The organism is Caballeronia sp. LZ035, from assembly GCF_031451175.1.
In the GTDB taxonomy this organism is placed as follows: domain Bacteria; phylum Pseudomonadota; class Gammaproteobacteria; order Burkholderiales; family Burkholderiaceae; genus Caballeronia.
The window spans coordinates 490175-503697 of record NZ_JARUXS010000004.1; the positions used below are offsets into that span (position 1 = coordinate 490175).

General features: G+C 65.5%; 10 protein-coding genes. 8 read left to right on the top strand and 2 right to left on the bottom strand.

What is annotated here, in order from left to right; translation table 11 throughout:
- The first annotated feature begins 366 nt into the window (after window positions 1–366).
- The 7 genes from QCE88_RS32615 to QCE88_RS32645 all read left to right on the top strand — a co-directional run bounded on the left by QCE88_RS32615 (window position 367) and on the right by QCE88_RS32645 (window position 10226).
- Window positions 367–3120: a GH92 family glycosyl hydrolase gene (locus QCE88_RS32615; protein ID WP_309909438.1), complete on the top strand. Its 2754-nt coding sequence runs from the start codon at window positions 367–369 to the stop codon at window positions 3118–3120.
- A 120-nt stretch (window positions 3121–3240) separates the two neighbouring features.
- Window positions 3241–5913: a GH92 family glycosyl hydrolase gene (locus QCE88_RS32620; RefSeq protein WP_309909440.1), complete on the top strand. Its 2673-nt coding sequence runs from the start codon at window positions 3241–3243 to the stop codon at window positions 5911–5913.
- A gap of 214 nt (window positions 5914–6127) precedes the next feature.
- Window positions 6128–7099, top strand: coding sequence for a LysR substrate-binding domain-containing protein (locus QCE88_RS32625; RefSeq protein ID WP_309819274.1), 972 nt, complete (start codon window positions 6128–6130; stop codon window positions 7097–7099).
- A complete protein-coding gene (locus QCE88_RS32630) occupies window positions 7099–8022 on the top strand; it encodes a quinoprotein relay system zinc metallohydrolase 2 (protein ID WP_309909441.1) in 924 nt (307 codons plus the stop codon). The genes QCE88_RS32625 and QCE88_RS32630 overlap by 1 nt, the downstream gene beginning before the upstream one ends.
- A gap of 25 nt (window positions 8023–8047) precedes the next feature.
- Complete coding sequence (locus QCE88_RS32635; protein ID WP_309909444.1) at window positions 8048–8926, top strand: quinoprotein dehydrogenase-associated SoxYZ-like carrier; 879 nt, start codon at window positions 8048–8050, stop codon at window positions 8924–8926.
- Window positions 8923–9870 carry an MBL fold metallo-hydrolase gene (locus QCE88_RS32640; protein WP_309909445.1) on the top strand — a complete coding sequence of 316 codons (948 nt, stop codon included), beginning with the start codon at window positions 8923–8925 and terminating at the stop codon, window positions 9868–9870. Before QCE88_RS32635 ends, QCE88_RS32640 begins: the two co-directional genes overlap by 4 nt.
- A gap of 47 nt (window positions 9871–9917) precedes the next feature.
- A complete protein-coding gene (locus QCE88_RS32645; protein ID WP_309909446.1) occupies window positions 9918–10226 on the top strand; it encodes an EthD family reductase in 309 nt (102 codons plus the stop codon).
- 1 nt (window position 10227) lies between these two features.
- On the opposite strand, the gene QCE88_RS32650 is transcribed toward QCE88_RS32645, so the two are convergent.
- On the bottom strand, window positions 10228–10965 hold the full coding sequence (locus tag QCE88_RS32650) for a Pr6Pr family membrane protein (protein ID WP_409018295.1): 738 nt from the start codon (window positions 10963–10965) through the stop codon (window positions 10228–10230).
- A 50-nt stretch (window positions 10966–11015) separates the two neighbouring features.
- The gene (locus tag QCE88_RS32655) at window positions 11016–12413 is read right to left on the bottom strand and encodes a dihydrolipoyl dehydrogenase (RefSeq protein ID WP_309909449.1); all 1398 of its coding nucleotides are present in this window, start codon (window positions 12411–12413) and stop codon (window positions 11016–11018) included.
- Window positions 12414–12647: 234 nt separating this feature from the next.
- On the opposite strand from QCE88_RS32655, the gene phnC reads away from it, so the two are divergent.
- Window positions 12648–13502, top strand: a complete 855-nt coding sequence (phnC, locus tag QCE88_RS32660; RefSeq protein ID WP_309909451.1) for a phosphonate ABC transporter ATP-binding protein — start codon at window positions 12648–12650, stop codon at window positions 13500–13502.
- Window positions 13503–13523 lie beyond the last annotated feature (21 nt).

A 13523-nucleotide genomic window follows, 5' to 3' on the forward strand; every position in this document is an offset into this window, starting at 1 on the left:
ACCGGCTGTCATCGGCGGGCAATATGCCAATTTCCCGCAGCAAAAGACGCGCGCGCTAAGCAACGGCAATAAGCCGGTTACCACGGCGCCCACGTTACCTTCATGCCGTGGAGTTCGCCGATGACCAGCCGGATGCCCGGCTGCGCGGAGTCATCGACGTACGCCCGAATCCAACCCTGAACAAACGCGTGAAGCGGGAGATCGGACGATCGACGTTCGGTCCCGTGGATGTTCGTGTTCCTGATCGTCGAACGAACATCCGTCGCGCACGATGGCGGCAACGTCAGAACCCATTCCGCTGTCTTGCCCGTCCCGCTTCAACGAGTGCGTCGAGACCTGAACCAAACCAGAAGAACAGCGGAAATCATGAACACACTTTTCAGGCTGGCCATTGCCCTGGCCGGCGTCGTCGCGCTTGGCGGCTGCGGCGGAGGCAGTTCCAGTTCCAACCCTCCAGCCGCGTCTTCCGGCGCGGCGACGCTGGCCCCGGCGGCCCCGGCGGTGCCGGCAGCGCAGGCTCAAAGCACCCCGGCCGTTAATCCAGCCCCCGTTGCGAGCACGCCGAACACTAGTCCGGCCAATGTCGTGAGCCCTCCGGTCAGCGCGCCCCCGGCCGCTGCCACTGCGGCCACTCCCGTCGCGAGTACCGCCGCCGCAGCGCCCAACGTCGCGCGCGTGGACATGGCAGGTCTGACGAACTTCGTCAACGTATTCATCGGCACCGGCGCAACGGACACGGGACTCAGCGGCGCGGGCGGCAACGTCAACCCCGGTGCGCAAGCGCCCTTCGGCATGGTGAACTTCGGGCCGGATACGCCTGCCAACGCTGTGACCAGTGGTCCGGGTTCGGCGGGTTACCTGTACTCGGATTCGAGCATCGACTTCTTCAGCCTCACGCATCTGAACGGCGTCGGCTGCCGAGGCCAGGGCGGGGTGGTGATGCGCCCTGGCACCGCCGAGATCACGTTTTCGCATGCGAACGAGTCCGCGCAGCCAGGCTATTACAGCGTCAAGGCCGACAGCGGAATCCTGAGCGAGCTCACGGCCACGACGCGCACCGGCATGGCCCGGCTGACGTTCCCGGCCGGCACGGCCCCCATGGTGATCGTGGACACGCGCGGCGCCGGTTCGCTGAAGACCGGCGCGCCGACGGACCAGGTGGATCTCTCGCTGGACACGCAGGCGAACGCGGTGTCCGGGCACACGGTGGTCGGCGCCTATTGCAACGGCAGATGGTACAAGCCGGTGTCGTTCTATATGGTCTTCGATACGCCGATCGATGCAACGGCCACCAAGACCTACTCCGGCATGGTGGAGCTTGCGTTCAAGCAGAACGCAACGGGTCCCACCGTGATTCAGCTGAAGGCCGGCATTTCTTCGGTGAGCACGGACAACGCGAAGCTCAATCTGACGACCGAGAACACCGACTGGTCGTTCGACGCCGTGCGCAGGAATCAGGACGCGATCTGGAATCGCCGGCTCAACACGGTGCAGCTGGATATTGCCGCCCCGGGCGCAATCGGCGCGCTCAGCGCGAGCCAGAGACAGCTCGCGACCAGCTACGTCACGCAGTTCTACACGGCGCTCTATCACACGATGATGGGCCCCACGGTCTACAGCGACGTCAACGGCGATTACCGCAGCATGCAGCAGACGGATCTGACCGCGCAGGCCAACACGGTGCCGGTCCGCAAGACCGTGAACGTCGGGCAGTATGCGGTGCCCGGCGCGCCGGCTGCGTACAAGACGCACTACTCGGGCTTTTCGCTGTGGGACAGCTATCGTTCGCTGACGCAGTTCCAGGCCTTGCTGTTCCCGTCCGAAGTCAGCGACATGATGCAGTCACTGGTCGCGGATGCCGTGCAGTGCGGCGCGTTCCCGCACTCGGTGGATGGCAGTGACGATACCGCGGCAACGGAGGGCGACCCCGCACCGAATGCGATCGCCGGCGCCTACATGTTCGGTGCGCGCGGCTTCGACACCGCCACGGCCCGCACCTACATGTTGCAGTCCGCCTTCGGCACGACGCCGGGCGGCGCGTTCACCGCGGGGCGATGCAACAACGTCACCAGCGTGCCGGAGGGCGCCAACACGTCCTATGCGCAGGCCGCAGGCCGTTTCTATGCGCAGAACGGCTACGTCCCGACCGACACGGTTCCCAATGCCCATGCGGGATCACTGACGCTGGAGTTCCAGACGACCGACGAGTCCGTCGGCAACTTTCTCTCGCTGCTGGGGAACCCGCAGGATTCGGCCAGCATCGCGACGCTGCATAGCCGCGCAAGCAGTTGGGCCAACCTCTTCAACGCGAGCATTCCGGCGAGTCAGCAGTACTTCGGTGTGACCTCGGGGCTGGTGCCCAAGAACTCGACGGGCCAGTGGGACTTCTCCGGAACCAACAACGGCGGCTTCCTGCAGGCCACGGAACCGAACTACCTGTGGACCGCGCAGCATGACTACAGCGCCCTGATCTCGAAGCTCGGCGGCGATGTGCTGGCCATGGAGCGGCTCGATACGCTGTTCGGTCTCAGCCCGGACTATCCGTTCGACGGCGCGATGTCCAGTGCCCAGACGCTCAACAGCGGCGCGGGCGGCAGCACGTTCTACATCGGCGGCAAGGCTTCCATGCAGGCGCCCTGGGCCTACAACTGGGCAGTCCTTCCGACCGTCTCCCAGCGGGTGATCCCGATGATCATGCAGCAGACCTTCCGCAACGACGCGGGCGGGCTGCCCGGCAATGACGGCATGGGAGCGCTGTCGGGATGGTACGTGTGGGCATCGCTCGGACTGTATCCCGTCATTCCGTCCGCGCCGGGTCTGGCGATGTCGACGCCGCAGTTCGGGGGCGCCACCCTCTGGCTGGGCGATGGCACGAAGCGGCTGCGTATCCAGACCGACGACACGGCGTTGCTGAACAACAAGCCGTACATCTCATCCGTCAAGTTGAACGGCCAGGACTGGAAGGGGTCGTGGCTGCCGCTCGCGGCGATCGCCAATGGCGGCACGCTGACCTACACGCTTTCATCGACCTACACCACGTGGGCAGGCGGTACCGCGCTTACACCGCCGTCCGGGCCGGCAGCGGATTACACGCAGCCTTACGCACAAAAAACACCGTGAGGGCAACCCTGTGGCGTCCGATGGGCGGGCGCTTCCGGGGGCCTCGACATGCCCTGCTCCAACGCGGCGCGCGCAAGCGTTTCGCGGCAGGGGCCGGGCGCAGACCACCAGGAGACGACCTTGAAGAGACTGAGAGAATGGCTTGTTGTGCTGGCCGTGGCGGGCCTGTTGAGCGGCTGCGGCGGCGATTCGGATGCAAGCGGCGGCGCGGGTTCGAGCGGCGGCGCGGCGCAGGCGGCGGCACCGGCGACGACGATCGGTCCCGCCGCCGCTCCGCCGCCCCGGTCTTTCTTGACGGGCGCCAATGACACATCCGTGTCCGCGCCGGTTGCGGGCGGAATGACGACAGCGTCGCCCACGGCGGGCGCCACGGCAAACCTGCGCGCCAGCAGCCCGACTGCGAACGCTCCGGCCGTGAGCAACACGATGCAAGGTGCGGGCAATGGCACTTCAATCACGCCGAGCACGCCGGGTACGCCGAGCACGTCAGTTACGCCGGGCACACCGGTTACTCCGGGCACGTCAGGCACGCCCGCGAAGCCGGCCGCGTCCGCTGCGCCGGCCCCTGTCGTCATGCGGCTGACGCCGAACGTCAATGAACGGATCGGCACGGACAACGGCGGCGCGACCTCGCTGCTCGCCGGGCTGCCGTTCGGGATGGTGCAGTGGGGGCCGGACACGCTGAATCCCGGCGGCATCAACAGATGGACCACGACCGGCTATTTCAACGGCGCCACGAGCATCCAGGACTTCAGCCTGACGCACCTGAGCGGCACGGGATGCGGCGACGGCGGCGGCGGCCTGCCGGTCATGCCCGGCACGTCCGGTACGTCCGGCACGTCCGGCGGAACAGCCGGCGCGTTCTCGCCCGCGAACGAGACGACCAGGCCCGGCTACTACAGCGTCAAGCTGAACAACGGCATCCTGGCGGAACTCACTGCCACGCAACGCACCGGCCTTGGCCGTTTCACCTGGACCGCCGGGCAAGCCGCGCAACTGACGATGACGGCGGCATCGCATGACTATCCGTGGGGCGGCACCATAGCGCCGGGCGGCGCCGGGGCGCCTCTGAGCGTGCAGGGATCGTGGAAGGGCGGCAATTTCTGCGGCGACAATCAGTCCTATCCCGTGTACTTCTACGCGACTTTCGATCAACCCTTCACGTCCAGCGTGCAGAGCTCGACGGCCACGCTGACCTTTACGCCGTCCAAGGCGGCGCCGCTCGTCGTGACCATGCGGGTGGGTCTTTCATACGTCAGCATTGCGAATGCGCAGGCCAACCTGCAACAGGAACAGGCCGGCGCCGCCAATACGCTCGTCCCCTTCGACACCGCCAGTGCGAATGCGGACACCGCCTGGAACACGCGTCTGAACACGATTCAGGTGAGCGGCGGCAGCGCAGGCGACACGACAGCCTTCTATACGGCGCTGTATCACGCGTCGCTTGCGCCTTCGTTGATCAGCGACGCCAATGGCGACTATCCAGTCTTCAATTCTCAGCCGAAGTACGACAGCAACGGCTACCCGCTGTCCACGCCCAGCGCCAACGCGGGCACCAACAGCGCGGGCCAGTCGCGCGCGCAATACACCACGTTCTCGAGCTGGGACACCTATCGCTCGCTGATGCCGCTGATGGCCCTGACTGCGCCGCAGCAGACCAGTGACATGATGCAGTCGCTGGTCAACGACGGTCTTGCGTGCGGGAACGCGTTTCCCCAGTGGATCGAAGGCACGACCAACAGCAACGTGATGCCGGCCGATACGGTGTCCACCATCGTCGCCGAAAGCTATCTGTACGGCGCGACCGACTTCGATACCGCGTCCGCCCTGAAGATCATGCTCAACGACGAGACCAGCCCGTCGGCGAGCTGCACCGGGCACGCTGTGCTGCCCGGACTGAGCAAGTACAGTGCGCTCGGCTGGCTGCCGGACGACGCGGGGATCGTGATTGATTCCAGTCATGCCAACGGAACGTCATCGACGACCCTGGAATATGCGAGCACCGACTTCGCCGTCTCGCAGTTCGCGCAGGCCATGGGCGATTCGGCGAACGCCACGAAGCTGCTGGCACGCTCCGGAAACTGGGCCAATGTCATGAAGCCGAACGCCACCACGCTGAACGGCGTATCGGTCACGCAGCTCCAGCCGCGCAACCAGGACGGCACGTGGCCGGCCTATACGACGAAGGATCCCGTCGAGGGCAACGCCGAGGAATACACGTGGATGGTGCCGCACGACATCGGCGGATTGTTCAGGCTGCTGGGCGGCGATCAGGCGGTGATTGCCCGTCTCACGGCCTTCGAGCCGCAACTGATCATGACCAACGAGCCGATGTTCGCGACGCCCTGGCTCTTCAACTGGACGAGCCGGCCGGATCTCACGCAGGCAGCCGTTGCCAACATTGCCAAGACCCAGTATCTGGCGACGCCGTCGGGCATTCCGGGCAACGATGACGAAGGCGCGACCTCGGGCTGGTTCGTGTGGGCAGCGCTCGGACTGTATCCGCTGATTCCGGGCGAGCCTGGCCTGACGGTCGCCAGTCCGCGCTTCACCAGCGCCGTGATCCATCTGGGCAACGGCCAGGCGCTGACCCTCACGGCCAACTCGGTGCAGACCTACATCCAGTCGATGAAGGTCAATGGCGCGGCCTACAACAGCACGTGGCTGCCGCTCGCCACGCTGAAGAACGGCGCGACGCTCGACTTTACGTTGGGGTCGAGCGCGCCGTCGCCGGTCTGGGGCGCGTATCCGTCCGCGACGCCCGTGCCGCCTTCGCCAGGGAGCGCACTGTGAGGTAGCGGCTCTGCGCGAATGAAAGCAGGACCGTGCTGGTACCGTGCTTGTACCGGGTTTGTCGGGCCGATGTGCTGGAGTAGAATCGGCCCGACAGGAACCGACCTCAGCAACGGACCTCGGCACGGAGAAGCACGATGGCGAAGTCGATCACCATGCGCAAGGCTTCCCCCATCGCGACGCCACTGGCGCTCCAGCCAGAGGGCGCGCGTTCGTGAACTTCATCCGCTCCCTTACCCTCCGGCAATTGCAGATCTTCGTCATCGCAGCCCGTTGCCCCAGCTTCGCGCGCGCAGCCGAGGAACTGCATCTGACGCAGCCCGCTGTATCCATGCAGATTCGCCAGCTCGAAGACGCCATCGGCCTGCCGCTCTTCGAACGCGTGGCGCGGCGCCTCGCGCTGACCGAAGCCGGTGAGCGCCTGTCGCATCATGCGAGCCGCATCCTCGGTGAAATCAAGGACGCCGAAGACGCGATGATGTCGCTCACGCAAGCGGACAGCGGCTCGATTGCAGTGAGCATCGTCAGCTCGGCCACGTACTTCGCGCCCAAGCTCTTGGCGCTGTATTCGCAGCAATATCCGAAGGTTGACGTGCATTTTTCGGTCGGCAATCGCGAAACGCTGCTGCGTCTCTTGCAGGACAACGCCACCGATCTCGCCATCATGGGCCGTCCGCCGCCCGAGCTCGGCACCACCGCCGAACCGCTTGCCTATCATCCGCACGTGATCGTCGCGCCGCTGTCGCATCCGCTGCGGCACGCACGCGGCTTCGACTTGCAGGAACTCGCGCACGACACCTTCCTGTTGCGCGAGCCCGGTTCGGGCACGCGCGCGGTCGCGGAACACGTGTTTCGCCAGAATCTCTTCGTGCCCGCGCGCAGCGTCACGCTGGGCAGCAATGAAACCATCAAGCAGGCCGTGATGGCCGGCATGGGCGTGAGCCTCATCTCCCTGCACACGCTGTCGCTCGAACTGCGTACCGGCGAAATCTGCATCCTCGACGTGAACGGCACACCGGTGGAACGCACCTGGCAACTCGTGCATTCGCGTTCGAAGCAGCTTTCGCCGACCTGTCTCGCGTTTCGCCGCTTTCTGCTCGAACACGCCGAACCGTTCCTCGAACAGGAATATGCGCCGTTCGGCGTGCGTCGCCCGAAGCGCCTCGCACAAGCGGGCGGCGCGTGATGGGAACAGCATGGCGCGGCGCGCTGTTCGTGCTGCTTGCATGCGCAGGCATCGCGCGCGCGCAGACGCCCTTGTCGGTCACGCAGATCGCACCAGGCAATTACGCGCATCGCGGCCATGACGCGCTCGCGACGCCCGCGAACGGCGGCGACATCGCGAACGTGGGCTTTGTCGTCGGGACGCGCTGCGTCGCCGTGATCGACACCGGCGGGACGCTCGCGGAAGGCCGCGCGTTGCGCGCCGCGATCCGCCAGGTGACGCCGCAGCCGGTCTGCTATGTGATCAACACGCACATGCATCCGGATCACATCTTCGGGAATGCGGCGTTCAAGGACGATCATCCGCAGTTCGTCGGCAGCGCGCGGCTGGCGCAGGCCGAAGCCGCGCGCGCCGACAACTACCTGCGCGCGCTGCATCGCGAACTCGGCGCGGCGGCGGAGGGCAGCGAGATCGTCCCGCCGACTGAGAGCATCCGCGACGTAGGCACGCTCGATCTGGGCGGTCGCACCTTGACCTTGCGCACCTGGAAAACCGCGCATACCAACAACGACATGACGGTATACGATGAGAAGAGCGGCACGCTGTGGACCGGCGACCTGCTGTTTGTCCGATGCATTCCGGTGGTGGACGGCAACGTGATGGGCTGGCTGGACGACATCGCCCGGATTCGGCAGATGAAACCGCGTCATGTCGTGCCCGGACACGGTCCACTGAATCCGCCCTGGCCGCAGGCGCTGGATGCCGAAGCGGACTATCTCGCCCGCCTGGCGCGCGATGTGCGTGCAGCCATCAAAAAGGGCGAGACGATGCAGCAGGCGGTGGACAGTGTTGGTCTGAACGAACGTGGCAAGTGGCTCCTGTACGACGAATATCACCGCCGCAACGTGACCGCCGCTTACGCTGAACTGGAGTGGGAACAGTAGCGCTCAGGCGCACTGGAGGGACATCATGAAGACCGCAAGTTGTGGCGTTCGCTTCGTTTCTGCAGCGAGCTTCGCTTCCGCCGTGCTGGTTCCATTGCTTGTTTCAATATCGACACAGGCTGCGCAGCCCGACGATAACCCCGACAAGAACGCGCGCTGGCAGGACTTCAGGCAAGGCACGTTCAAGGACCGGTCGATCGACCCTCACGGCGACGCGGTCATCAAGCTCGATGCACCCGCACGCGCCGCCGACGCTTCCGTCGTGCCCATCGCGATCAACGCGCAGTTTCCGCAAACGCCGACGCATTACATCAAGGCGGTGTATCTCTTCATCGACGAGAATCCGGAGCCGTATGCGGGCTCGTTCGAGTTCACGCCGGAATCGGGCATCGCGACGATCGAAACGCGCGTGCGGGTCGAGGACTATACGTTCATGCGCGTCATCGCCGAGACGAACGACGGCAAGCTCTACAGCGCGGTGCGTTTCGTGAAGGCGTCCGGCGGCTGTTCCGCGCCTGCCGACAGGGACGAAGACGCCGCCGAACGCGCTGCCGGCCAGGTCAGGCTGCGTACCGAAGGCGCGCCGGTGAGCGGCAAGCCCGAACTCGCGCAGCTGATGGTGCGTCATCCGAACCGCACCGGCATGGCGATGAACCAGATCACACGCAACTACGCGTCGGCGTATTTCATCCGCAAGGTGGCGGTCACGTATGCCGGCAAGCCCGTGATGACCGCCAACGTCAACTTCTCGATCAGCGAGAATCCGAACTTCCGCTTCTACTTCGTGCCGAGCGGTGCGGGCGAATTGCAGGCGCATATCGAGGACACGAAGAGCAAGACCTGGGATGGCGCCGTGGCGGTCGATGCCCAGCCCGGCAGCGCGCAGACCTCGGCGATGAAATGACGCGGCTCGGCTCGCTTGCGCGTCTTCGTGCGTTATTCGTCGGGCACTGGCTGCTCGTGGCAAGCGCACTCGCGCAGGCCGCGCTGAACGGCATGCCCGCGCCGGTTGCCATCGCGCCGGGCGTGTATGCGTTCATCGGCGACAACGGTGCCGTGGCGCCCGCGAATCATGGCATCGTCGCGAACAATGGCTTCGTGGTGGGGACGGACGGCGTGACGGTGATCGACACCGGCTCCTCCTACCGCTATGGCCGCGCGATGATCGAGGCGATTCGCAAGGTCACGCCGCTGCCTGTGAAGCGCGTAATCATCACGCATCAGGCGCCCGAGTTCGTGTTCGGCGCGGCGGCGTTCCGCGATCAGGGCGTGCCGATCCTCGCGCATGCCCGCGCGGCGCAGCTGATTCGCGAGCGCTGCTCGATCTGCCTGGCGAACCTGCGCAAGACGCTCGGCGAAGACGAAATGGCGGGTTCGCGCGTGACGGTGCCCGATGAAACCGTCAACGGCACGACGGAGATCGACAGCGGCGGGCGCAAGTTGCAACTGCTGCATTTCGGACCCGCGAGTACGCCCGGCGATCTCGCTGTGCTCGATACGCAGACCGGCGTGCTCTTTGCGGGCGGGCTCGTCTCGAACGGACGCATTCCCGAACTGCGCAACGAGCAGATTCCCGGCTGGCTCGCGGCGCTGGAAAACCTGCATGCACTCGACTTGCATACGGTCGTGCCCGGCTTCGGACCGCCGCTGCCCGACGACGACATCATGCAGACGGGCGTCTATCTGCGCGAACTCGCTGCGGCGGTGAAACAGGCTTACAAGAACGGCGTCGGGCTGACCGAGGCGATGCACACGGTGCAGGTCCCCGCCTTCCGCACCTACAAGCTCTACGCAATCGCCCAGCCGCAGAATGTGCAGCGCATCTACCTGCAACTCGAGAAGCAGTAGCACCTTCCGCTTGTTCCCATGCCGTACCACTCACAGGAGACATGACGATGGCCCAGCTCGTAGCGCTCTACAAGAAACCGACCGACACGAAGGCATTCGACGATTACTACGTCTCGACTCACGCGCCGCTCGCGAAGACGCTGCCGGGCCTGCGCAAGTATGAGGTGAGTACCGGACCGGTGGAGGTGGCGTCGGGCGATTCGCCTTATCACCTCGTGGCGCTGCTCGACTTCGATTCGCTCGACGCCATTCAAAGCGCGCTTGGCTCGCCGGAAGGGCAGAAGACGGCCGGCGATCTCGCCAACTTCGCACAAGCGGGCGTCGACCTGCTGATGTTCGACACGAAGCCAGCCTAGGCTATTCGATGCGCCCGGCGGACGAATCGCCCGATTCGGCCTCCGGGTCCGCGACGCTCAAATCCTCGCGACGATGATTGATCGCCAGGAACACGCCCATCAGAACGAGAAAGGCAGCGACCAGCATCGTCGCGTTGACGAGCACGCGCTCGTAGCCCAGTTCCGAGACGTTGATGAACGGGTACGGATAGAAGTCGGACAGACTGCCGCGCCATAGCGTGATGACGAGATAGGACAGCGGATAGACGAGCCACACCGCGCAGCGCCTGAGCGACAGGTGAAAGCGCGGCACGAACAGGAACCAGTACAACGCGGCGAGCGCCGGCACCACGGTGTGCAGCGATTCGTTGACGAACGCGCGATAGCCCGAAGGCGTCCACAGATAGCGCAGCAGCGCGTTATACGCGATCCCCACGAAGACGATATACACGACGACTGCCGTCACGACAGTCGGCCGGCGAAAGAAGCGCGCGACCGGAGAACGCGCGCGCGTGGCGACGCAGGTGAAGCAGAACGCCGTCAGCAACACGGTCAGGTTCGTCAGGTAGCTGCTCATGCGCGCGACGCCTTCCAGGACGGAGAGGCCGCGGCCGGCGAACCGCGCGATGGTGATGTCCGTCTGTGCCGCGAACGCCAGCCACGCGATCATCGCGATGGTGGCGGCGACCGCAAGCGATGCGGTGCTGGGCGTGTCGAGCGGCAGGTCGGGCTTGTGCGGTTGAGGAGTGTCGGGAGGCATCGGCATGAAGTTATTTTACGTGGGCGCCGATGCCCTCGCAGCCGCGAGCCTTACGCCAGCTTGAGCGCCGCGTCGCGCAGCGCGGTGCGCAAACCTTCTTCGACCACCGGATGGTAGAACGGCATGCGCAGCATGTCATCGATGGTCAGCTTCATTTGCAACGCCCACGCCAGCAGATGCGCGATATGCTCCGCGTCCGGCCCGATCCATTCCGCGCCGACGAATCGGCCGGTCGCGCGCTCTGCATACACATGCATGAGCCCGCGGTTCCTCAGCATGACCCGGCTGCGTCCCTGATCCTCGAAGCTCACTTCGCCGGTGACAAACGATCCGGGCGTCAGGTCGGCATGACGTGCCCCGACCATCGCGATGCCGGGATCGGTGAAGGCGATTGCCAGCGGCGCGCGCCGTTCGAGCGGCTCGACTTGCTCACCCCGTGCAAGACGCGCCGCATTGGCGCCCGCCGCACGGCCTTCGTCGGCGGCTTCGTGCAGCAAGGGCAGCACGCCATTGGCATCGCCGGCGACGAACACGCCATGCGACCCTGCCTGAAGCGTATGCGCGTCGTAGACGGGCATGCCGTCGGCATCGAGTTCCAGCGACGTATCCCGCAGCCCCAATCCGCCGACGTTCGGCTTGCGGCCGGCCGCGACCAGCACGTAATCGGACGTGTCTTCGAGCACTTCGCCCGTGTCCGCAACGTAGCGCAGCCGCACTTCATCGCCTTCGCGCACGGCCGCTTGCACATTCGCGCGCGGTTCGAAGCGCAACGCCTCACTGAAAGTCCGTTCCGCATAGGCGCGAATGGCGGGATCGGTCAACGGACCGACACGGCCGCGCGCGCCCAGCACCGTCACTCGCACATCGAGCCGTGCCAGCGCCTGCCCGAGTTCCAGCCCGATCACGCCCGCGCCGACCACGGCAACGCGCTTCGGCAGGTCATCCCAGGAGAACACGTCGTCGTTGATCACCGCACGGTCGCCGAGCGCGCGATACATCGCGGGCATGACCGGGCTCGATCCCGTCGCGATCACGATCGCCTTAGCGTGAACCTTCGTATGCTCGCCGACCATCAACCAGCGGTCGTCGATGAAGCGCGCATAGCGGGTCAGCTTGTCTTCGGCGGGCAGTGCATCGACACCCTCGACAACGAAGCCCACGAAGCGATCCCGCTCGCGCTTCACGCGCGCCATCACCGCATGGCCATCGATGCGCACCGCGCCGTCCACGCGCACGCCGAACGCATCGCCGTGACGTGCATGATGCGCGGCATCGGCGGCTGCGATCAGCAGCTTCGACGGCATACACCCCACGCGCGCACAGGTCGTCCCATGCGCGCCGCCTTCGATGAGCAGCGCCGTTGCACCCGCCGCCTTCGCCGCGCGGTACGCGGAAAGTCCCGCGCTGCCCGCGCCGATGATGGCGACATCCGTATGGATCGTGTTCATGATGGTGTCCCGAGTAATGTGTCCTGCATCTATGGACTCCATCATGGCGCGCACGCGCTGAAAGGTGAATGCTCGTGCGGATCGCATATCGACTCGATCGTCTCAATGCGATGCGCGCCCAGGTGATGTATTCATCTAGACGTCTCATGCGCGTCACCGGGACGTCACATCGGCTTCCTAGAATCTCCCGAACGTTTCAGCGCGCCTGTTCGGCGCGCGCCATCGAGGGAAGCTATGGACGCAATTCGTATCGAGCGTCTCACCAAGACGTTCAGAAGTGGCCGCAAGGCGCTGGACTCCGTGGATCTGCGCGTGGAAGAGGGCGAGATGGTCGCGCTGATCGGCGCGTCGGGATCGGGGAAATCCACGCTGCTGCGGCATATCGCCGGCTTCACGGCATCCGACCCCGCGCCGTCGCACGTCACCTTGCTCGGCCGGCCGATCCAGCAGAACGGCCGGATCGTGCGTGAAGTGCGTTCGATTCGCCGCGACGTCGCCTTCGTGTTTCAGCAGTTCAACCTGGTCGGACGCCTGACGGTGCTGACCAATGTGCTGATCGGCGCGCTCTCGCGCGTCTCGCTGTGGCGTCGTCTGACGGGCCGCTTTCCGCGCGGCGAGCGCAGTTTCGCTTTGGAATCGCTATCCGCGATGGGCATCGGCGAGCACGCGCTGGAACGCGCAAGCAACCTCTCCGGCGGCCAGCAGCAGCGTGCCGCGCTGGCCCGCGCGCTGGTGCAGCGTGCGCGCATCGTGCTCGCGGACGAGCCGATCGCATCGCTCGATCCCGAATCAGCGCGTCGCGTCATGGACCTGATGCAGTCGCTCAATCGCGAACACGGGTTGACGGTCGTGGTGTCGCTGCATCAGATCGACGTCGCCATGAAGTACTGTCCGCGCACCATCGCGCTGCGCGACGGCCGCGTCGTGTTCGACGGCGCCTCCGAGCGCCTGACGCCGCCCGTGCTGCGCGAACTGTACGGCGCGTCGGCGGATGAACTGCTGACGCACCGTACCGACACACAGCCGCCTGAAGTGACCGAAGGACGTACGCATGCAGCGCCGGCATTCGCATCGGCGGCCGGCTCCTGAATTTCGAACTAACCCCTCTCT